At 36.2% G+C, this 21,668-nt stretch carries 18 protein-coding genes; 4 read left to right on the top strand and 14 right to left on the bottom strand.

Annotated elements, in window-relative coordinates; all coding sequences use genetic code 11:
• Positions 1-8: 8 nt before the first annotated feature.
• Genes DFQ12_RS14640 through DFQ12_RS14630 form a run of 3 tightly spaced genes read right to left on the bottom strand, consistent with a single transcriptional unit; the run spans position 9 to position 6,011 of the window.
• The gene (locus tag DFQ12_RS14640) at positions 9-3,239 is read right to left on the bottom strand and encodes a SusC/RagA family TonB-linked outer membrane protein (protein WP_120259795.1); all 3,231 of its coding nucleotides are present in this window, start codon (positions 3,237-3,239) and stop codon (positions 9-11) included.
• A gap of 8 nt (positions 3,240-3,247) precedes the next feature.
• On the bottom strand, positions 3,248-5,617 hold the full coding sequence (locus tag DFQ12_RS14635) for a TlpA family protein disulfide reductase (protein ID WP_120259794.1): 2,370 nt from the start codon (positions 5,615-5,617) through the stop codon (positions 3,248-3,250).
• A 10-nt stretch (positions 5,618-5,627) separates the two neighbouring features.
• A complete protein-coding gene (locus DFQ12_RS14630) occupies positions 5,628-6,011 on the bottom strand; it encodes a hypothetical protein (RefSeq protein WP_120259793.1) in 384 nt (127 codons plus the stop codon).
• A gap of 930 nt (positions 6,012-6,941) precedes the next feature.
• On the opposite strand from DFQ12_RS14630, the gene DFQ12_RS14625 reads away from it, so the two are divergent.
• The 3 genes from DFQ12_RS14625 (at position 6,942) to DFQ12_RS14615 (ending at position 9,648) form a co-directional block, all read left to right on the top strand.
• The gene (locus DFQ12_RS14625; RefSeq protein WP_147420422.1) at positions 6,942-7,457 is read left to right on the top strand and encodes a hypothetical protein; all 516 of its coding nucleotides are present in this window, start codon (positions 6,942-6,944) and stop codon (positions 7,455-7,457) included.
• Between the two features lie 663 nt (positions 7,458-8,120).
• Entirely contained in the window at positions 8,121-8,948 is an 828-nt protein-coding gene (locus DFQ12_RS14620) for a DUF7946 domain-containing protein (protein ID WP_120259791.1), read from the top strand.
• The gene (locus tag DFQ12_RS14615) at positions 8,923-9,648 is read left to right on the top strand and encodes a hypothetical protein (protein WP_120259790.1); all 726 of its coding nucleotides are present in this window, start codon (positions 8,923-8,925) and stop codon (positions 9,646-9,648) included. The genes DFQ12_RS14620 and DFQ12_RS14615 overlap by 26 nt, the downstream gene beginning before the upstream one ends.
• On the opposite strand, the gene DFQ12_RS14610 is transcribed toward DFQ12_RS14615, so the two are convergent.
• The 10 genes from DFQ12_RS14610 to DFQ12_RS14565 form a co-directional block, all read right to left on the bottom strand.
• A complete protein-coding gene (locus DFQ12_RS14610; protein ID WP_120259789.1) occupies positions 9,645-10,133 on the bottom strand; it encodes a hypothetical protein in 489 nt (162 codons plus the stop codon). The genes DFQ12_RS14615 and DFQ12_RS14610 overlap by 4 nt on opposite strands.
• Before the next feature lie 424 nt (positions 10,134-10,557).
• Positions 10,558-11,805 carry a hypothetical protein gene (locus DFQ12_RS14605; protein ID WP_120259788.1) on the bottom strand — a complete coding sequence of 416 codons (1,248 nt, stop codon included), beginning with the start codon at positions 11,803-11,805 and terminating at the stop codon, positions 10,558-10,560.
• Between the two features lie 329 nt (positions 11,806-12,134).
• Complete coding sequence (locus DFQ12_RS14600) at positions 12,135-12,746, bottom strand: P63C domain-containing protein (RefSeq protein WP_120259787.1); 612 nt, start codon at positions 12,744-12,746, stop codon at positions 12,135-12,137.
• A 2-nt stretch (positions 12,747-12,748) separates the two neighbouring features.
• Positions 12,749-13,951, bottom strand: a complete 1,203-nt coding sequence (locus DFQ12_RS14595) for a helix-turn-helix domain-containing protein (RefSeq protein WP_120259786.1) — start codon at positions 13,949-13,951, stop codon at positions 12,749-12,751.
• 158 nt (positions 13,952-14,109) lie between these two features.
• Positions 14,110-14,613 (bottom strand): hypothetical protein, encoded by a 504-nt coding sequence (locus tag DFQ12_RS14590; RefSeq protein ID WP_120259785.1) that lies wholly within the window; start codon positions 14,611-14,613, stop codon positions 14,110-14,112.
• Positions 14,614-14,856: 243 nt separating this feature from the next.
• Positions 14,857-15,858 carry a nucleotidyl transferase AbiEii/AbiGii toxin family protein gene (locus DFQ12_RS14585; RefSeq protein ID WP_120259784.1) on the bottom strand — a complete coding sequence of 334 codons (1,002 nt, stop codon included), beginning with the start codon at positions 15,856-15,858 and terminating at the stop codon, positions 14,857-14,859.
• 4 nt (positions 15,859-15,862) lie between these two features.
• Complete coding sequence (locus tag DFQ12_RS14580) at positions 15,863-16,465, bottom strand: DUF6088 family protein (RefSeq protein ID WP_120259783.1); 603 nt, start codon at positions 16,463-16,465, stop codon at positions 15,863-15,865.
• Positions 16,466-16,560: 95 nt separating this feature from the next.
• Positions 16,561-18,735 carry a DNA/RNA helicase domain-containing protein gene (locus DFQ12_RS14575; RefSeq protein WP_120259782.1) on the bottom strand — a complete coding sequence of 725 codons (2,175 nt, stop codon included), beginning with the start codon at positions 18,733-18,735 and terminating at the stop codon, positions 16,561-16,563.
• Positions 18,735-19,064, bottom strand: a complete 330-nt coding sequence (locus DFQ12_RS14570; RefSeq protein ID WP_120259781.1) for a nucleotide pyrophosphohydrolase — start codon at positions 19,062-19,064, stop codon at positions 18,735-18,737. Before DFQ12_RS14570 ends, DFQ12_RS14575 begins: the two co-directional genes overlap by 1 nt.
• A 78-nt stretch (positions 19,065-19,142) precedes the next feature.
• A complete protein-coding gene (locus tag DFQ12_RS14565) occupies positions 19,143-19,823 on the bottom strand; it encodes a hypothetical protein (protein ID WP_120259780.1) in 681 nt (226 codons plus the stop codon).
• A gap of 287 nt (positions 19,824-20,110) precedes the next feature.
• On the opposite strand from DFQ12_RS14565, the gene DFQ12_RS14560 reads away from it, so the two are divergent.
• Complete coding sequence (locus DFQ12_RS14560; protein ID WP_120259779.1) at positions 20,111-21,094, top strand: nucleotidyl transferase AbiEii/AbiGii toxin family protein; 984 nt, start codon at positions 20,111-20,113, stop codon at positions 21,092-21,094.
• 104 nt (positions 21,095-21,198) lie between these two features.
• Here the strand turns inward: DFQ12_RS14560 and DFQ12_RS14555 are convergent, their stop codons facing one another.
• Positions 21,199-21,654 (bottom strand): hypothetical protein, encoded by a 456-nt coding sequence (locus DFQ12_RS14555; RefSeq protein WP_120259778.1) that lies wholly within the window; start codon positions 21,652-21,654, stop codon positions 21,199-21,201.
• Positions 21,655-21,668: the final 14 nt, after the last annotated feature.

The following is a 21,668-nucleotide window of genomic DNA, read 5'->3' as shown; positions in this document are numbered from 1 at the left end:
TTTAAGAGTTAGTAATCTATTTTTAGCCCTAACGAGTACACCGACTGAGGGGCCAACTTGTAGGGAAACTCAGGATCTATTCTCAGTTTATTTGCAGTCCATAGAATCCCCAGATTAGATATATTCAGATAAAGCATCAATTTGGACTTATGATCGTTAAACATGATCTCTCTGTTCCAGCCCAGAGAAATATATTCCAATCGCAAGTGATCCGCTTTCAACACATTGATATCAGCCGCTTGATAGAAAGAATCCGCTCCCGATAATACTGGATAGGTCATTTTAGGAACATCTTTATACCGCTCATCCCCCGGCTGTTGCCAGCGCTTATCAAAATCAGGATAAGCTACCCCTTTCTGATACAAGTTTGCATAGGACGTGACTGGTTTACGGAAGTAATAATCTCCTGTATAACTTATGTTAATTGACATCTCAATATTCTTCCAAGAGACCGTATTTATAATATTTCCGAACAGTTGAGGTTTTGATGAGCCTACAAACAGAATACTTTCGCTATTTTCAGGATTTAGGGCTACCGAACTCCTAATTTTAGCATATTCCGCACTGATGTTACCATCGAGTACCCCCTGTCCCAGTCCATCAGCCGAAATCCCCATCCATTTGAAAGCCCCAAGTCCATTTAAAGGATAACCAACCATAGGCGTGATGCCACTACCGTCATTCAGAAAATTCAACAACGTATTTCCATTCGCATTAAAATATTTGGTCGTTTTATTTTTGTTGAAACTTAAAAGTAATCTCGAAGACCATTTCACAGTCTTGTTCAAATTCAAGGAGTTTAGTACAAGATCAACACCTTTTCCCTGCATAGAAGCGACATTTTTGGTAATTGTCGGCTGATATCCCCAAGTTGTATAATCGTAATCTGTCAGACCATACAGATCCTTTCCTTTTTTGAAGTACCAATCTACCGAACCTGCGATCCTTCGGTTAAGGAAGGAAAAATCCAACCCCAAATTGACCGTGGCTATTTTCTCCCAACGTAGCGACGGGTCGTTTAGTGAAGTGATGATTATGGTGGGAAATCTGGTATAAGAATCCGTAGAAATTGTCCCGATCGGATCACGCGTTTTCCGGAGATCAACATTTCCGCTGGTACCATAGGTCGCCCGCAATTTTAGCTGGTCAACGGTCTGTTCGTAGGACCTCAAAAAGTTTTCTTTACGCAACTCCCAAAATAAGCCTGCCGACCAGAGCGGGGACCATTTATCATTAGTAGAGGCACCGAATACGTTGGCCCCGTCCTTACGAAAGCTACCCGAAAGCCCATATTTCTCCTGCCAGATGTAACTAAAATTGGCATAGGCCGAGACAAAGCGATTGTTGGTATGCGAATAAGCAGGTGCTCCTGTTATCGTTCTGTTTGTGTTACTTGGAATTGTTTTAAAACGGGTTACGTGATCAACAGCTGTAGAGATCAAAGGATCATCATTGTATCCATAGGAAGTAAAGGAGCTTCCTTCAGTCCTATTTTCACGCATTTCAGCACCAATTACCCCTACTATACGGTGTTTTTGAAATGTTTTGCTAATATTTAACTGTGAACGTAACGTATAGGATGTCCCGCTGACAATCCCATTGTTCAGTATCCCTCCTAGTGGTACATTATACTTAGCCACCCCCGTTTGCTGATTCACCTCACTATATTGATTTATGGCCCTTCGGGCCAGATAACTATTTTCATCGTCCAGATTTCTTTTGTCTGTCCGTTGATTCTGATATTGCCCGGACAAATTCAAGTCTAAGAAGGAGGTCAATTTGTAGCGGACGCCCAAGCTAGCAAATACCTCACGAAGCTTAACCTCACTTGTTGAATGCCTATAGTCTGACAGCGGATAATATGACCAGTCTAAATAGCCATTTTGGTAGTTTTGATCAAGAAACAGCTTCCTAAATTCTCTCTCAAAAGGAACGACCTCTCCATCCGGCCCGTAAAACGCCATATAAGGGACCGACTTTCCACTATAGCTCAATGAATTTAATGCGGGCTTGCCAGATTTTGATTTTTGATCCGTCAATAAGAGGGAAGCATCCACCTGCAGCCTTTCAGTCAGCCTAAAGCCATTATTTAGCCGGATATTGATTTTTTGATCCCCGGCTCCCAATTCGGATGATTTGTGGGTATAGCCCAAACCAAATCCATAGGTATGAAATTTATTCCCACCGTTGAGGTTTAGAGCATACTGCTGTGTAATAGGCTTAGAAACAAAATTATCGCTATAATTATACACTCCATTTTGCGCCTTATAATAATCGGTCCATCTGGCAGAGTCACTTACCGAGATAATGCCCCTGCTCCTTTTGTCCAATAAATCAACGTAAGGAGTCACGGCAATATACTTTGTTGTATTCAGCGCATTTTTATAATAACCGTTATCAAAGAGCATCTTTTCAACCTCCATGAAAGAACTGTTATCTATTGTATAAAGACTTTGATAGTCCGGTTTACCCTGTATTGAAAACGTAGAATTAAAAGATACCCGCGTACCGCCATCATTGACGCGACCTTTTTTTGAAGTAATGACAATCACCCCATTACCAGCTCTCGCACCCCAGATCGAACTGGCAGCAGCGTCCTTCAAGATAGAAATCTGTTCGATACTGTTGGGGTCTATATTGTCAATATCCCCTTCATAGATAAAGCCATCCAACACGATCAAAGGATCTAAACTTCCATTGATTGTACTCAACCCTCTGACAGATATATTCAATTTATTTACTTCTGGATTCTGCACCGGCTTATTATCATACCTAAACGCAGGTACAATATTCCGCATGCGCTGTAAGATGTTTGTTCCGGTCTGCTCATTGAGCATTTTGTTGGACAATACATCTACCGCTCCAGTTACCTCGTTGGGCCTGAGCGCCTGATAACCCGTATTCACGACAGCTTCAGCTAGATAATAATCCTGTTTCTCCAACAATAGTACATCCGAGTGCATAAAGTAATCATGCGCAACAGTTACACGCTGATAACCGATCAAACTAACGATCAATGAATCTGCATTTCTGGGAACAGAAAGCGTTACCCTTCCTCCAACATGAGATTTATTTAGAAAAACACCTTGTTTAGTTTTAAAGTTCACACCGATCAATATTTCCTCATTATTTTTATCTTTTACAATGCCATGCATTTCGGTTACCTTTTGCTTTTGGGCAAAAGCTACATTAGCCCCACATAAAAACAAGGCTATAAATAGATTACACACAAATTTCATAACAACGGCTACTTAAGTGAATAGATATAAGCGAATTCTCTTTTCTCTCTTACCGGGGTTAATATGATCCCGTTATTTCTCAGGAAGGTAATTTTTTGGTCTTCCTCCCAATGAATAAAACCCGGCGGAATCGCTATGTCGATCCTAAATGCTTCTTTGCCGGTTTTGTAAAGGGGTGATTCAAAAAAGTAAAAGAGATTGCGCAGGAAAAGATCTACAGGAACATTCTGATACAGGAGCTCCTGATCCTGTTCTTGCCTACGGATGATCATCATCTGTCCTTTGGTTTTAATCTTTTCTATCGCCTTGTTAAAAGAAACTTTATATATACTAATCGAATCTGATTTACGTTGCACGCTGACATCAAAATAACGCATGAAATCCTGTCTAGCCACCTCCTTAGCCTTTGCTTCAGCTATGGAATCATTTCGATAAAACTGATACCAATAGGTATTCTCTTTTGCGGTATTGAAAAGCCTATATTTGAAATCGAGCCCCAGTATCGGATCGAATACATAGTCCGTCCAAGCAAAACCTTCCAGCTCATCCCTAAAAATATAAGTCATAAAATTCTGCAACGAAAGGTTCCCCATAATTAACAAGGAATTGCTTTTCTGTGCTTTCCACAGCGGACCAATAGGAATATAATGTTCCCTATAGTTTGAAAAAGAAGAGCTGTAGCTTAATCCTGCAGTATCTGTGATCAAAACTTCAAAATTTCTCTTCCCATCGATCTTATTGAGGTAGATACCCGTACTATTCAAAGGATTATCATTTTCATATAAGATCTTTTTGATGTTTCGATCTGTCAGCTGGGCCGTACCTGAGAGCAGAGCCAAAAATTCGCCTTTCGCATTTATGACTGCCTGCGTGGGAAGGGTATTATGATTAAATAATCTCGTAAAAAGAGTATCGTCCAGTAATGTGGCTATTGTAGGTACGTAATTAAAATCTGTTTTATATTTTTTAAAACGGTTCTCTATCCGTTTTGGGGTATCCTTATTACGTTTACTATTGATCATCAATATTTCTATCTCCCCCTTAAACCGATCTCTTATCAATTCGAGGTTTGGGATTCCTGAAATACAAGCCGGACATCCTGTAGACCAGAAATCTAATATAATCAGCTTCCCTTTCAGGTCAGAGAACGTGATTGTCCTCTTCTTTCCATTGAAATAATTCAGTTCGAGCCGCTGGTTCCATACCGCATCTGGAATCTTATCACCCGGCTTCAGTGCTGCAAGATGGGACAGCCCCTCCGCCCCGCTGTCCTTGCGGGGCGTCTGAGCCGATAAACTAAACATAGAAACTATCATTAAGAGCAGGCATGTCAGAGACATACGATATCCCTTTCCGTAACCTGCAACTACTGAAAAGTATTTTAAAGCCTTCTGAGCACTTGTCTTCTTTTGAACAGCTAAATACTCATTCTTGCACACTCGAGTGTCACAGAGCGCTTGTAAACCTCCTGATTTCAAACTATATCCATACGCTCCATTTACCAAATCGCCACTATGCATTTTTGCAGGTATTTCCGATGCACCACCAAGCTTATACCTGCGGTTCACCAGAAAGCTACCGAAAGCTTGTACCTGTTTAGTAACTATTTGGTACCTCTTTAGTAGCTCTTTAGTACCTTTCCAGTACCTTTTTAGTACACTCTCAGTACACTCCCGGTAGCTTAACCGTGAATCAATAGTGCCTTTAGTGGCAGGGAATAGACCACCTAAGTACCTACCAACTCCTGACCAACTTCGTCCGCTCTTCGAGTGCTGTTCGGGTGATACGTTGGTTTTTCTCGGGTCGCTCCCGAACAAAGCCAAAGGAAAAGTAATGCAAAACCAATGGCTAGGCAGAATAAAGTAAGGTGTTGGTAGGGTATTGGTCATAAGAAAGTCCGAAGATGGTACGGCTTCTTTTTTCGGCAACCGACCAGCACCCTTACAGCTCAATCTGTTAGCGTGCCCGGCCAGTGCCTGGCAGATGTAGGTAAAATATAGACGTAATCGAATCGGTATCGCTACAACTTCGCCCCTTTGGCTAGGCTTCGACTCCGTTTCGGGTCCTCTTCGGGACTCGTTCGAGACATGTTCGGCTACGCTTCGACTCGGCTTCGGCTCCGCTTCGAGTGGGCTTCGGGAACGTCCCGAAGAGCAGCCGACCAGCAGCCGAAGCGCTCCCGAAGAAGAGCCGACGCAGGTACGGAGAAGGCCCGAAGGCCACCCGAACAACGTCCGAAGGCCTCTCGAAGAAATCTTTTTTTTCAGCACCCGACCAGTACTCTTACAGTATGATCTGCTCGAGTATCTGGCCAGTGCTTGGCAGATGTAGGTATTTATATATATCTTGACTAGTGTCAATAATTTTAACGTATTCATAATTTAATGGTTAGTGGTTTTGAGATAGCTGATAAAAAAGGTCGTAGATATCCTTACTATTTTCGAGTTCGCACGCGATAAACCGATTGCTACGCAGAAATGAAATTTCTATACCCGATAGATTGATCCGCTGATAGTGTATGATAAAATAAGCCATCAGCATCCGGAATAAGGCAATCGTAAAATGTTGTACATCAGCTGTACTGATCGCAGGATTTACCTTCCTTTCCCTATCGAGATAAATCGTCAGGAGTTCTACAATATGGTTGCGACAACTATCCATGTCATAGCGGTTCCAAAATTCCTTAATACATACTACAGGGTCGTACTCCAGATGATGGATCTCATACATCGCCATATCTATGGCGACCAATTTTTTAAAAAGCTTATTCATTTTTTTGGCTTTTGAGGGCGCATGATGGTAGAAAGTCTTTTGAAAAAAGAATCAAAAAAATCCCCTATCGGATCAAAGACCCAATACATCACACTGTTAAAAAATCTATTAACTAAACCTCAGAATGCCGTTTTACTCTTAATTACTTGGTTATATATATGGTTCGTCACGGGCATCCATAATAATAGGAAGAACCGACCCTTTTGTTGTGTTACAACAATATCTTGAATAGAAATTTGTCTTCGATGAAAAGTTTGCCTAAATTTATGGTGCAAACAATTATTTAAACAAGCCATCTTCATTGCCTTCAATCGCTATTTTACATATTGATGCGTAGGGTCGGTGGCAGACGCGCAAAGGGGAAGTTGGTTATTCGTGTGAATAAGCCATACTAAGCCATTTTTATTGGCTCCTCTCCTTTTTTTTACGTACTGCGTATTATAATTATGTTTAATCAGGCGCCCTGATTAAGTTTTTGAAATGCTGTTTGGCGGAATACCGAGTATTTCGATCCTTGATCTGGTACTGGTAAGTTAGAATTTTAATGACCGTCGTTCTCATAAACTTATTTGGTTATGATATGAACGATGTAGACAGAAGTATGAAGATACCCCTGAAAATACAAGGGGCGGCTCGCACTTTAGACCTGAAGGTGACTAGCCTTTTAGCCTAGCTCCCGAAGGAATTAGACGCAATCTCTAAAGCTTACGCGAGACCGCCCACATGCTTTTATTATGAATTACAAATGTAATAAATTTTTAGGCATGGGACGATTTCACGGTTCTCTCGAGATAAATTAGTCGTTTACAGGTCGAGATACATCGTTAATCAAGGCAAAATGCCATGAATTTCAAATCGTTTAGACAAATATACGGATTCAATTCCAATTTAACAAATAATAGAAAATGGAATTATAAAAAATATACAACAATGAGTGAAGATAAATTGCTTGAAACAGAGATAGCTAATTTTGGAGGGTATGTATTATCAAGAAAATTGTCCTTGGGATTATCAAATGAGGCATTTGGATCTTTAGCAGATATGACTGGAGGAGAAATAAGCAAAATAATCAATAGAAAAAAGAAAAGTGTTTCTGTACACTCCTTCCATAAAATTGCTATATACTCGGGTGATATTATCGAAAATGCTATCAAAGCCGTATATACCCATAGAAATTTAGAGCTAAAAACTGGAGCAAAAATTGAAGAAAGAACCAACTTTGGTATTTTCATGAGAGATGAAGTTGAAGTTCAAGGTCAGAACATGTTTGATTATATTTTGAACAAAACAGGAATTGATAAGAAGAGACTAACTGACATATATTACAATGGAGGCACGCCAGAACCTTATGAACTCATCCTCATTGAAAAAGCTACGGGAAGAGAAACAGGAGAATTGATTAAAAAATTTGTAACTGCGTATCCAATTAAGAAGAAGGGGGATTGATTTAGTAAGGAATACAAACTCTTAATCTGTGGGTCCTGAGTTCAAGCCTCAGCGGGGTCACTATCTAAAAAGCCGTTTTACGTAAGTAGGGTGGCTTTTTTTGTTGCCTTAAAGTGCCTTTAAAGCGGTTTTTTGCATTTATGCCATGCCGAGAAGTTATAAAATCTATTAATTACTTCTTTGTTCAAAGATACTAAAAAATGGTCATTTTGGGGCCTTTTTGTCTTGAAAATGTCTCACTTTTGTCTCGAATTTCTTTATTTTTTAATCGCTCGCCGTCCTGCGAGTTGAACGAAGGTCGTTGAAGAAAAGTGCGAAGCACGATTCAACGATATCTATGAAATAGACGAAGCTTCTTGGCGATATTTTTGAAAAAGGCATGTGACCTGGGTTTATCAAAAATAGTGACAAGAGCGAAGCCTGAGAGAACAGCAGGCGAGCCAAACTCTAAAACGGTTGCATTTTGAATATGCATGCAATGCTTATTCAAAATGCAAAGGAGTTTTTATGAAGTGGAGGGATTTATAAAACATTAAGTATGACAAACAGTGAAGCTATAAATATGAAATTTTATGAAATAAGGTTTCATATTTATAAAGTTTGGCGTATCTTAATGGTGTAAATTCCGTAACGGAATGCCATATTACCTAATCAAATATTTTTATGAATAAATACATTGAAATTAAATTAAATCTTCGTTATGAAGGTGGGGATGCAGAAGCACACAAGCTCGATCTCTATGATGCTTCAAGATCTATTAAAGGATTGTCTCAGGTGTTACACATAGTCAGCACATCATTAATCAAAAGTGGAGAAGTTAGGCAAAGATATACACCATTAAAAGGCGTAGGGTTTTATTTTGAGGCGGCTCGTAAAGGCAGCTTTTTGGAAACAATATCAATCTTAGTAGAGAATGAAGCAGTCCAAACTATAGGACTGTCTGTTTTCTCCGCTGCATTTTGGGATATGATTAAGTATACGCTTAAAAATACAGTAGGAAAAAAACACGAGCCAGAAACTAAAGTTGTGAAAGATATTCTAAAGGATAATCCTAATTTCGCTAAAGATATTGCTAATGCTCTCGAAACTCCATTAATTGAACTCCAAAGGCCTATTGAGTCAGACAGTGCTGTAGAAATTTCGATAGAAAGACCTAGAGCTGGAAAAGTGATTCAATTTGATGTTGATACCCTAGATCTCCTTCTTAAAGATCCGGAGCCAGTATATGAAGAAGACATAACAGGAAATGTGACTAGGTTTAATGCGTTATCTTTAAAAGGCGGAAGATTTTACAGCAATGATGAGAAAAGAACTATTAGTTTTACATTTTCTGAAGATTTAGATAATATACAGAGAGGAATATTAACCAAGTCACTGGATAGGTATAACGACGGTCTCCCATCGGAAATTTCTTTAAACGCTTTTGTATATCGGGATAAATCAGGTAAAGTTAAGAGATACAAAATTGAAGAAGTGGAACGAAAATATTAGAACTGATAAAAAGTGGATCTATACAGTTCTAGAATACATCGGGAGACCTATCCCGATGTATGTGATTGGTATTTTAACAACTTTGGCTTTTGATTATTTAAAAGATTCAGCGGAGAGGCCATATTCCTTTATAAAGACCCATACTGTAGATAATATTACGACAGTTAAATTAAAAGTTGGAAACTTAGGTGATCAGCCATTAAAATTTTCAGAGATAATATCTTCTCCATCCATATTGATAGAGAACAAATTAAAATTTGATATTGATACGGTTTATATCTCTAGTATAAGTCGACACGAACTCAATAATGCAGTTTTAATTAAAGAAAATTTGGATAAGAACATTAATATTGAACTTAAAGATGAGGCTTTTGAAAAACTAGATTATCTTATCATTGATATCAAACATAAAGGGGGATCATTATCCAGTGATTGGAACTTAAAATGTAGAATAATAGGCCATAAAAATGGGATAAATAGCTATACAAATGTATTTGAAAAAACTGATCTTCTAAAAACAGCTCTGTTAATATTAGGAGCGGTTGTTTTTCTAATACTTTTTAGGGTGATTATGTTCAAATTATATAGGCAACAGATTCATTTTAGATTATGGGAGATAATATTTTTAATAATATTGGTATTTGTCGGTGGTTTTTACTTGTATGTATTTATATCCATTACAAAATTTATGGTGTTTTAATTTAATTCCACATTCCAAAGATATTTTATTATGTAAAATATAATAGCAACAATTATCGTTGTACCTATCCCCACTAACCAAGGATTTTTTGACCAATTTTCTTTGGGATGAGGAAAATTCGAATGATTCGTTGAATTATTATTGTTAACACTAACACCTTTAGAATTATTAATTGTAGTATTATTAATAACCAAATTTTGTTGTGCCTTAATTCTTGTCTCATGCTCAGTTTCATAATTCGTACGAGCAAAATAAGAAATTCCTGAATCCGTTAATCTCACAATTTGTGGATCAGGGAGATTAAAATTTGTCCCCATATTGGCAACTTTGATATAGCCATCAGCTTTAGCGATTTCGAATAGAGATTTTGCATAGTTTTCATCCATACTTAATTTTGTATAAACATCATACCACGCTATACCTTCACGATTATAATATAATAATCTCATGATCTTATCAAGATCAATCCATTGAGTATTATCCATAGTTTTAAAATATACACCAAAATAAATAAAAACCAGAGATATTAAAAGTATTCTTTAATCAGATATTTATAATAATTACTCTGCATTGTTAGCAAAAGACATTTGGATTAATTTAATTGAAGAATTTAGCAGATCAAATTCTATGGAATAATATTTCAAATTTATGAAGTTTCGTGTATCTTAAAGGATGAAACTCCAGAATGGATATTACGGTTTGATTTGCAACACTAACTGTATTATTGGAATAATTCCTGATACTACTCAAATTCAAAACATTCAAAGCTTGAATTGTTAGATTATATTAGTTTATAAGGAGTAGCTACCTATTTAGAAATGATATATACCATTAAGTATTAACAAAAAATATGGAGTTCAGATATTTAGAATTGTACTCCATATTTCGATTGATAGCTTGCCTAAGATATTATTTATTTAAAATGATGTCGGAAATTTCAACTCGTAACTTTTCTTTTAAATCATAATCTATTTCCAATTCTTCTGCTTTTCTGCACATTTCAAGCAATGATGCAAAGTCTTTAATATCATTACTCAGCACTTTACTAAAAATTGGTTTTAAATCTCCCTTTATAGATTTTAGCAAACTATTATGGTGTTCAAATTTTAATATAATTCGTTTTCTAAGATCTTCCGGAGTCTTTATTGTTTTAATAGTCTTTAGTTCATCAACAAACTTATCCACATTACTGTAAAAATCATCGAGTTGATTAAGCATCTCCAATGTTTTTTGCGGAGAAGTATTTCCGTGACTTATATTTATATCTTTCTTCTGAATTGTATTCGACTTAGGATAAAGATAAAAACCACTGCCTTTAACAACCACATTTATAATATGAGTTATTGATAATGCACCTTTGCCAAAATCATTTGTTTTAACAGAAATGGCAGATCGAATCTTGCCAAAGTCACCAGCGTCTTTTAGGAAATCTGAAGTGGCAATTAGCTCTAACTTAGATTCATTCACTGCTGCAAAAATTATGGAATAATTATTTCCCTCAGTTCGTTTCATATATTTATGTAGCATTAACATCGATGCTACAAATGAGAAACTAACCCCATATTCCTTGTACCCCAAAGAAGTAACTCCCCTAACAAATTTTTCCCCTTCGTGCTCTACTAACCGATAGCTCTTATATTTATTAAACCCATCTTTAGCTGGTAAAGAACGAAAAAAATTCAAATTATACTCCGCCAATTTATCGTATTTTTTATCAAAGAGCATATTAACAAATTTAGTCATTGAGAAATCATCAAAAAATTGACTTTTCGAATCGTATATGGCATATGCCGAACTAGGTTCGTTAATTATTTCGCCAAATTCATCAGCATATTCACTAAAATTAAACTTTAAAGGATTTGCATCAGAAATCCCCTCAACTTTATTATTTCCACGAGTAAATGCAACGTCTTTAGTATGTACCTTAATATTATAAAGCTTATACTGGGATTGGATGGATTTTAATTTATTAAATACCGTAGAGATATTGCCGATTGATATATAATCGTTAATGATTGATTCTGTATTGAAGATATTTTTTAATTGTTCCTCGTAAGGGTGCTCCTCCAATAGAGTCAATAATTTAGAAACTTTGAGTTTTTCGTTAGCATCCTCTTCCTTGAAGCGAATCAATTTCTGTGTAAATGATCTAGCCATTTTTTATTTTTTTAATGATAATAATCTTTAAGTCGATCATTAAACACAGTCGACTGGGATATACGAAAATATTTCGTTATACCATTTGCAGTATAGCAACCATGAAATCAATCAGAAAAAGAAGAAATAGGAATATTTTTGGTACTAGATAAAACAAACCATACATTTGCACCGTTTTAATAATATACAACGCTTATTCTTCATTTCAATCCTAGCTGATTGATTTGACGATAATGCAACTAATTACTCAGGTTGGGTAGGATCTTCCTGAGTTTTTTATTTTTTATCGTCTCTCTTTTATTTATCTAACTCTTCATATTTTTAAATTATTATTGATCTTCAAACATATCTAATTGCACATTAAGACTATATTTCTGTCCATATTTCAATCTGAACTCATACCAAGTTGTGCATTCCATCATGCATTCCGTAGCTTCATAAATAAATTGATCCAACATTATCTTCCCCTCATCATTTAGAAATTGAAAATGCTTATATGAACGCATAAACATCTGTCCATATGGATTAAGGAATTGTAATTTCTTTAATCCTTCATCTGTAAACCTCATATAAATAATTTCGTTTGTATATCGACCAACTACATATTTACGCATGGTTTTATTTTTGGGTATAGGCCACTTATTTAACCTGTATATTTCGTCATAAAAAGATTGTGGGAAACGCTTTTGATAAACAGTAGCCTGTTCAGTAAAATAACTATCAAGATTTCTCTTAATCTCTGATAAGTCAATTACTCTACCACCTAGCAGTAATACCTTTTCATTTTCATGGTCTAAAAATTCATCGGTAATTTTCTTTTGAACGAAAGCTTCTGTTGAATCAAACAAAAACTTTTGTAGTTCATCTTTTTCGAGATCGAACTCTTTACGATATAGCTCTTCCTTATGACTAATTTGAGTCTTGTTTGATTTCTTTGCCATAATTAATTATATATTTCTCGGTTTCTCTTCACGTATTGATTAATACTATCAATATCACTCCAAGTTGAATTTAAATTCCCCAAACTTTCTAAAACACTTACATTATACTTTTGCGCTTTAATCCAGTTAGCAGGTTTATTTCCGGCATCATAAGCTTCAAATAGATAAATCATACTAGGATGCACATCATTAAACTTTGCAAATTTTACGACTTCTGTATGATTATTTAAATGACGTTTTATCATTGCTGATTTTTCTTTAGAAAAAAGATATTTTCTAGCGAAGTTGTCAGCTTCCATTTCTTTTTGGACTACTACTGCATCATCCGAATTATCAACACTTATATGGTAATTTCCTTGAGATATTTCCTCCCAATCAAATAAAACGTGATACAACTCATGAATTAAAGCAAACCATAGGGTCGCATAAAAGCCTTTATAATCAGTCAATATAACAGCCGGTTTCTCATCTATTGGTATAGTAGCTCCTCTTACGTGTAGATTAGGAAAAGAAGGGATAAATACCACACTAACACCGCATTTATATAATAATGAAACAACATTTTTTAATCCCAAACTCACATCAGTTGAATACCATCTTATTTTAGGAAAGATCTCTATGAGTTTATTTCTATCATAAAAATATGGATTATCAAGTTCCTCAAGCAACTCTTCCGCTTTAGTTAGCCAAGTACTCTGACTATAACTATTTTTCTTTTTTATTTTACCCGCGCTAAATGCCGGCACTTTTTCAGATGGCCTGTAATCTAAAATATTCTTCAAGCGAAATAGCATGCACAAATTACTTTCAATCTCACCGAAATCAGTAATATCTTTAATCAATCCAACTTTTTTCAGTGTTGCTAAGTCAAAGTTATTTTGAATAAAATCAACCTTCTCTTGATTAACATCTGATGAATACTGTTCCTTAAAAGTATTCATAAAGAGCTCCAAAACATCCTTCTGGGGCAATTGTAAAAAGGCTGATAATTTATTTAGAGTAGAGAAATCAATACGTTTTAGTGTACCATTTAAAATGCCCATTAACCCACGATGCTGGATGCCCATTATCTCTGCTGCGGTTGTTTGATTAATATTAAGTTCAGTTAATCTCTGCTCAAAAACAGTAGATAATGTTTCCGAAGGCTGATTTCCCATCTCAGACATTATCTTTCCTAGCAAATCGTCTACATTAAAATTTTCCATATCTCATATTACTACACTACAAATATAGTATTAAAAATAGAAATACATTTAATATTTTAAAAAAATGTATTAGTACATTTTTTTAAAATATTAAATGGTTTATAAAACAGGAAACTATTGAATTAACCAAATTCAATATTGAGTTTAAGATTGCATTATCAATTACTTTCAATCAACTGAATAGCCCTTTTAATACTCATTGAAGCTGAAAAATGCCTTTTTCTTATAATTTCCCCAAAACTTATATATCTTACATGGGAGTTCTTATGGCCTAGATTCCCCCATTCGATTGCATCGTTGTACGAATCTTTTTCAAATAATTGCTTCTGTAGGTTGTGCTTAGTAAGCCATTGATTATAAATTTGATTTCTAATTTCAGTCTCCCTTTCTAAGATTTTTCTATTGAACTTACCGTTATTCGGATTTGCAAAATACGCCGCTATTGCATCAATCATTTTAAATTCTCCTATAGCATCTGTAAAATCATTGAAGCCTTTTTTACCATATTCTACGTCCAAACTGTCATATACTAAATTTCTGACAGGTTTGACTTGTATGGATTGTTCAGGAATGGCTATTGAAATTTCTTTTGTTTTTTCGGACTCTGAGCTTCCACAAGCTGCGATGAAGACAATCAATAGTATAGATAAGAGACTTTTCATATGACATGAGCTTATTTTAATAATTTTCCCGATTAGAGGTACAAAAACAAAATAAGTGCATCTATATTATTAATTGTTACGGTTTTCCGTAATAACTTACATATAAAATAAACAGGATGATTAATGTGTCAAATTAATCGTCCCGCTTCTATATATTTCGGTCGTTTACGAGAATTGCTATGCTCTTAGCCCCTTGATCCCATTATTAATTCAAAGAAGGAATATTCGAATTAAATCTCTTTATTACTTCTTGTGATTATTCATGCTATCTTCAATTCTTTTGACACTTGTTAGAAGATCTTCCCATGTTAGACTTTCTCCTACAATCATATTTTCTCGCATGGTTTTATAATCCGCTTCCCACTCTTTTATCACTTCTACAGGCGGAAAGATACGCAACCTCCCTTTTTGATGATTGGAATAGTCAGCTCCTCGTAGCGGAGTCACTGTTTTCCGATGTTGGACTATTGTGTTAAATAGTTCGTCGTCAGCAATGGCTTTTGCCCCAAAATCAGTATTCATAATCCGATCTATATCATAAAAATGCCTAGTAAGCCTATCTGTCCTGATTTTGTCAACCGGCTTAGAAAATTCCTCATGTAGTAAGAGAATCTTTTCTATAAAAGTCCTTGTAGGAATTACCACCCGAACATTAAACGGTGGTTGAATAAAATCCTGATCTTTATAATGGTTGTCTATAAAAGATACGACCCCTTGCGTTTCAAATGGTTCTGTCAGTGATCTTGCCCCCATTTCGAGTAGAACTCTCTGTTGAATGTAAACATTGCCAATAGGTGTCACCGGTTGATAATAAATTTCCAGCGTATTGGGATCGCTGGTATCGTCTACATGGGCATTATACCGAATTTCATAAAGCTCTTTGGAAACTCCCAGTTTTTCCAATTGGATGATCAATTCTTCCCGAAACTCATTAACGATAAAACCTCCAGAAGCCTTTCTCAGTTTTTTGATTTGAGATTTCGAATCTAGTTCGTCGAAACCTAATAGATGTCGGTCGATAATTAAGTCTATATCTTCTGAAAAGCGGTCTATCAACTGATACGCTTTGCTTAACGACGTACCGCCTTTAAAAATAATAGACTCTGCATATTTCGTAGCAAAAACAGCTTTCAGAACAATACACACCCACCAATCTTTTTCAATAACAAAAGCTGGCAATCCCATAATGTTGCTTAATTGATCTAATACAAGTTTCTTTTGTTCTGTCTTAAGATTTAACCACATAATTTTAGGATTGATAAAGCTTAGTTATTTCTTTTTGAATCCAAACTGGCGCATATTTCAACTGGGAATCAAGAACTTGTTGTTCTATTTTTTTGACTGAATGTTTGATCGTTCTTAAGAATTCTTCAGAAAGTCCCTCTTGACCCTGTTCTTTAAAAGCTGAAACAACCAACTGTAATAATTCATCTTTTATCGCAAAGCTTTTGGGTACAGTACGTTTAAATTTGATTGTACGCTTACCTATTTTAATATCCCGTTGTGAACCATCTGTTAGATAAACGGCTTTTAGTGGCACCTGCGTAGTCAGCCCTAATAAATATAAAGCTAGTACACCTGTCGGCGCAATACGAGCTTTGTCTCGCTTTGCAATTTCTTTAGCAATTTCTTCAATACTAGGATATATTGTACCCAATAAAGGGTCCTTTTTAGGTTTAATATAAATACCATGAGCCAATCTTTCAATAAGTCCATCATTCTCCAGGCGAAAAAGTGTCAACCGGATATTCTCTGGTGTTCCATAATTTCTAAAGTCGTCTGCGAAAAAAAATTCGCCACGAGAAGACTTAAAAATCTTTGTTTTTATCTTATTTTTAGATGTTTCTGACATTAAAAATCATTTAACCTGTAACAAATTTAGTAAATATTTGTTACAACAAAACAATCTATCGTATTAAAATAACAGTTCTAAATTCCCTTCTTTACCTACAATACCATTTTAAATACACCGATCACCTGAAGATCTACAGTCTCTTCATCTTTCAATACAATTGGACTGTAAGAGTCATCCGTTGATTTAGGCAAAAGAATAATTTCCTGATGCTGCCAGCCTTCATCGGTAATGGTCTTTTTACTGGAATACTCTTTAATGGTATAATTGGCTCCAAAATCGCGATCTTCAAAACTACTGGATTCAACCAGACAGATCAGACCGTTTCGAGAGCCGCCCTGATAGCGTTCGAATAAACAGATCGAACCATTGGGAATAACCTTATTCATGGACTCTCCTACCACCTTACAAGCAAAATAGTGTTGGGGATCGTACCCTCCATCTAACTGTATATGCTTAACACTTCCATGTTGCTGCAACTCCGAAAAACTACCCGCTGCAACGGCTAAGTCATAAAATGGAATGCTGTTATCCGAAGGATCATCGCTGATCACCAGCTCATCCTTTTGCTCTACGTCTTGCGCTTGCTGCAATCTGATGAATTGGGAAAGGTACGTTCTCAGGTTATCATTACAGACATAGACATAGGTTCCCTGAATGCCGCGGAATAGGATTGTACGGTAAATATTGAGGATATAATTTTTAAGAATAGTTGGATCAGTAATGGAAATCTTGCCGTTTTTGTCCTTGTATTTATCTTTATAAACGACAAAGCTATTCGTATTAAAGTCATAGTCCAGTTCCGGCCCAATGATCAGTCCCGTATAATTCAGATCATAACCTTGTGTCGTGTGGATACACCCAACCTCTTTAGTGGCATTGGCTGAGTTTACCCAATCAACTTCTACACTATTCCATTGTAACTGGCTCTCACCAATTATTATATCTTTTAGTGTCCGGTCATTCTTTGAGATCCATTCCCAAGCGAAGCCAGCAACCATACGACAGAGCCCATCCTGAGCATCCTTACGTTTGATGGTTTCCACCATTTCGTCCAGATCATCAAAAAGCTTAAAATCGTAATGGATACTTTCAAATGGCTTGGGTGTGACCGTCGTATTGTCTGCAAATACCCCATAAATAAGATCCATATAAGGTGCCCCACCTCTGACACGAAACTGTGAAAGCAAGCGCTCAATTCTCGTGCTACTTTTTAGCTGAAGATCAATAAAGCGCTGTGCATCGACATCAGATGGCTTGATAGACTGAAATTCATCATAGAATATAATTGATCTGTCAGACTGCAGTTCGATCCAATCTAGTTCGGAACAGGTAAGTTCATCGAATCCCAGCTGTTGGGAGACTTTTCTGAATGTACCATAATAGGCAGCAAGGTTTTTCCATCGACGTAATCTATGTCCCTCGTCGACGATAAGGAGATCATATTTTCTTTTTGCGACTTCGGCTGGTCCTATGACCATTTTTGAGGATAATCCTTTTATATTTTTAAAGACATTGCTGATTGTCTTGCGAAACGACCGCATTGGGATAACTAAGCCCATCTCAAGGTCACCATATTTTTGCCGGACTGATTCAACAAGCTGGAACAGTTCTTCGTCAGACTCGTCAAAATCGGCCCGATTAAAATCTTTGAGATCAGTTTTCAGCAATTTAAACAGAAAAATCGCCAGTATGGATTTGCCGGTACCAGCCCCACCATGAATCAGACTGATCTTAGCCTGATCATCCAATAAGCAATTGAGAATCAATTTCAAGCCATTGGTCTGTTCGCGTGAAAGACTCTTGTATGGAGAATATTTAAACAGATCAGAATTATCGATATGCTCCAAAGAATGGCGAGCGATACCGAGAGACCGCAACTCGGACCATATATCGCGGAACAGTTCCCAGTAGACTTCCTTTTGCTGGTAGAACTTGTGATCAGAGATGCCCAGGTTGCCATTCAGCAAGTTGAACTGACCGTCGGCAGCGATATAACGGATCAGGTTTGACTCTACATCCAAAGTCGCAGACTTATTGAATAGATCACTCAATATCAGGGATACGGATTTAAGATCCTGTTTTCTTTCGGTTTTAAGATGTGCTTTCATCCGGGTAACCACATCTGTAGTTTCACCGACGTAGGCTTCCTTTTTATTCTGTAAAAAATAAACGATGGGCCACGACAGGTAATCACGATGTTGTTGGAGCAACGTATACTCTAATTGTGAATCAAACTGATATGGAATAACCTGAAACTGTTTCGGCATTATAATTCGTTATATTTTTTTGCGGTTCCCTTGGCTTTTTCGACTGGGTATTTTTCGTTGTTGAGTTTCATCTTGTCCTCCACGATCTGCTTGACATCAAGTCCATGCTTATCGGCAAGCAGAAGGGCATACATCAGTACATCGGCAAGCTCATTCTTCAACTTATCGGGATTGGCATCTTCATTTCCTTTCCACAGGAATAATTCCAGTAGCTCGGAAGCTTCAATGCTCAATGCCACTGCAAGATCTTTGGAATTGTGAAACTGCTCCCAATCTCTGGCATCTCTGAATGCTCTGATCTTTGCTATTAACTGCTGGATATCGGACATGGTAAAATCTTTTAACTAAAAACTGGCCTTTGTCCAAATATCCGAAATATTGTTTAGGAATAAAAGACGAAACCTTCGTTAAACTGCAACAGTTTCTTTTTCTTTCGATAAATATGCGGGCAATGTAAGTTCTATACTTTTCATAATGTCTTCAACATAGCCATTAGTTTTCTCATGTCTATCATGTCGGTCGTATCTATAAAGTCCTATATATTTATTCCTCCAATCCAAATTCAAATCACTTTCATCAAAAAAGTTCCAGAAAGCAATTACCCCAAAATATGAGTTAGGATACAATATTTTAATTTTTTCCTCCCTATCTCTTAAATGTGCCATAATGTTCTTTCCTTTCCACCCGTCATTTACTTTTAACTCAATAACAGCCAAGACTTCTCCATAACCTTCTGTCCATATAGAGATATCTGGTCGCATAGAATTACCTTTTTTTAAAAGACTCTTTTCAGAGGTCACGATAACATTATATTTCTGTTCAAAATATGCTTTTAGAAATAATAGACATGTTTCAGTAAAGAAATCAGCTCCACCGGTATTGATTCTACGGTCCAATATTTGTTTCGCATTGTAAACATGAAAATCCCAAAATGCGGACATTCGGTCATGTATGGCTTGCGTAATCTCATTACTGTTCAAATCAAAATTATACTCTTTGCATTCTCGAAATACATTTTTCTGTATTTCGAGAAGTTTTCTATAATGCACAATAAATGCATCGTCAATAGTTTTTAAATTACTTTTCATATTAAATAACATTAGGCACACCATAGTGAATGATGAAAGATCATTGATTCGTATATAGCATGCATTTTTGAAATTAAGATTAATAGTTCTCCATCCTCAATTTGTATTGAGGCACAAATAATTTCGATAATTGTCCTTTAGAAGGAAAATAATAGCTTACGATGCCTAAAATACTAAAAACAAATAATTAACCAAAAAGATAATAACAAAACTTATTTAAATAAATACAACTCATTTAATAATCAAATATTTATGATTTTAAAATTGTTTAAATTCAAAAAAACAATATGAACCTTCATAAAGACAAAAATCTATTTCAGGAAATATTACAATCTACATCAGATCTCCTCGGCCTTCCCCCAACACGAATAGAAAAAGACTATTGGCAAACCTACACCCTATTCTTGCTCAACCAAGAACCGATTAGTGAAGATGTCGTACTTAAAGGTGGTGTAGCATTATCGAAGTGTTTTAAATTGATAGAACGCATACCACATGACATTGATCTTGTTATCTCAAGAAACGAAGGCGAAACAGACAGCCGACTTAAATCGAAATTAAGACAGATCAGCAATATCATTACCAAAGAACTACCTGAAATTAATATTGAAGGTCTCACAAGAAAAAGAGGAATGAACCGTAAGACAGCACATAGTTATTATCATACAACTATTGAAAGCTACTGCGCTGAAAAGAATCTTGTTACTATCGACTACAGTTGGCTAGGCTGTGATAGACCCCGTAGCAAATTGCTCGTTAATTCCTATATCGGAGAAGCATTGAGACAGACAAATCAACATGCTTTAATAGAAAAATGCTCATTACTTCCCTTTGAAGTAAAAGTACTCGACCATTATCGAACTTTCTGTGAAAAGATCATGAGCCTAGTTCGGTTTTCGTATTCCGAAACACCTATACATGATTTGAAAAAGAAAGTTAAGCATATGTATGATCTCCACCAATTACTACACTACAAGGAATTTCAAGATTTCCTTAGATCAGATCGTTTTTTTGAGATGATGCTTAGTGTCGCTAACCGAGATGCAAAAAGTCTAAGAAATAATAACCAATGGCTCAGATATCACCCCATAGAAAGTTTATTCTTTAGCGACTTAGAAGAAAACTGGTTACTCCATTTTGAGCAAATTTATAATGATGATTTCAGCATGCTGGTCTATGGTAAGCTTCCCATGTCTGGCCAAGTTTTGGAGACCTTATTACTCATCAAAGAACGAATGAGCGAGATGGAATGGGAAATAGAAATTCGTTAACGACTCAATGTTATTCCAAAATACAAAAAGCCAAATCTCACGACGTGGCCTAAAATAAACATATGATTCACTAGTAATAAACTTTGAATACAACTGAACTGAGCTCAATGAGAATATCTTATCCTACAAAATTGCTTAAACGCTTCGCTTGTTTCGGGAGGAGCCTCTTCCGAAGTAATACATCCAAAATAGGCGTTAAAATAATCTTTCATTTCTTTAAAGGTGGAAGTAACCTTGGTGTCTGATGGTTCTGTACCCTTTACCGTAATACCTACAATCATCTTACCATCACTGGTATATTGGACCATAAACTGATAAATATCTGATCTTTCATTAAGATTCTGCCAATATATAATATAATCACAATCAACACGCCCCTCCAGATATTCAAGCAGGTGATTATCTGAATAAAAGGTCTGATAGACAAAGTCAGAAAACTGAGGTATTGGATACTCATCAGCGAGCTCTTTTTTTATAAAGGCATAATTGTTAAAAAAATCACGAATAGTACTTGTTTTTCGATTATCAACTAAAAAGTATAGATCTAAATATTGGGGCATCTTTTATTGGATTT

Origin of the sequence: Sphingobacterium detergens, assembly GCF_003610355.1 — a bacterium.
Taxonomy (GTDB): Bacteria; Bacteroidota; Bacteroidia; order Sphingobacteriales; family Sphingobacteriaceae; genus Sphingobacterium; species Sphingobacterium detergens.
The sequence above is the reverse complement of the archived record's forward strand: the minus strand, read 5'-3'. Positions and strand labels throughout refer to the sequence as shown.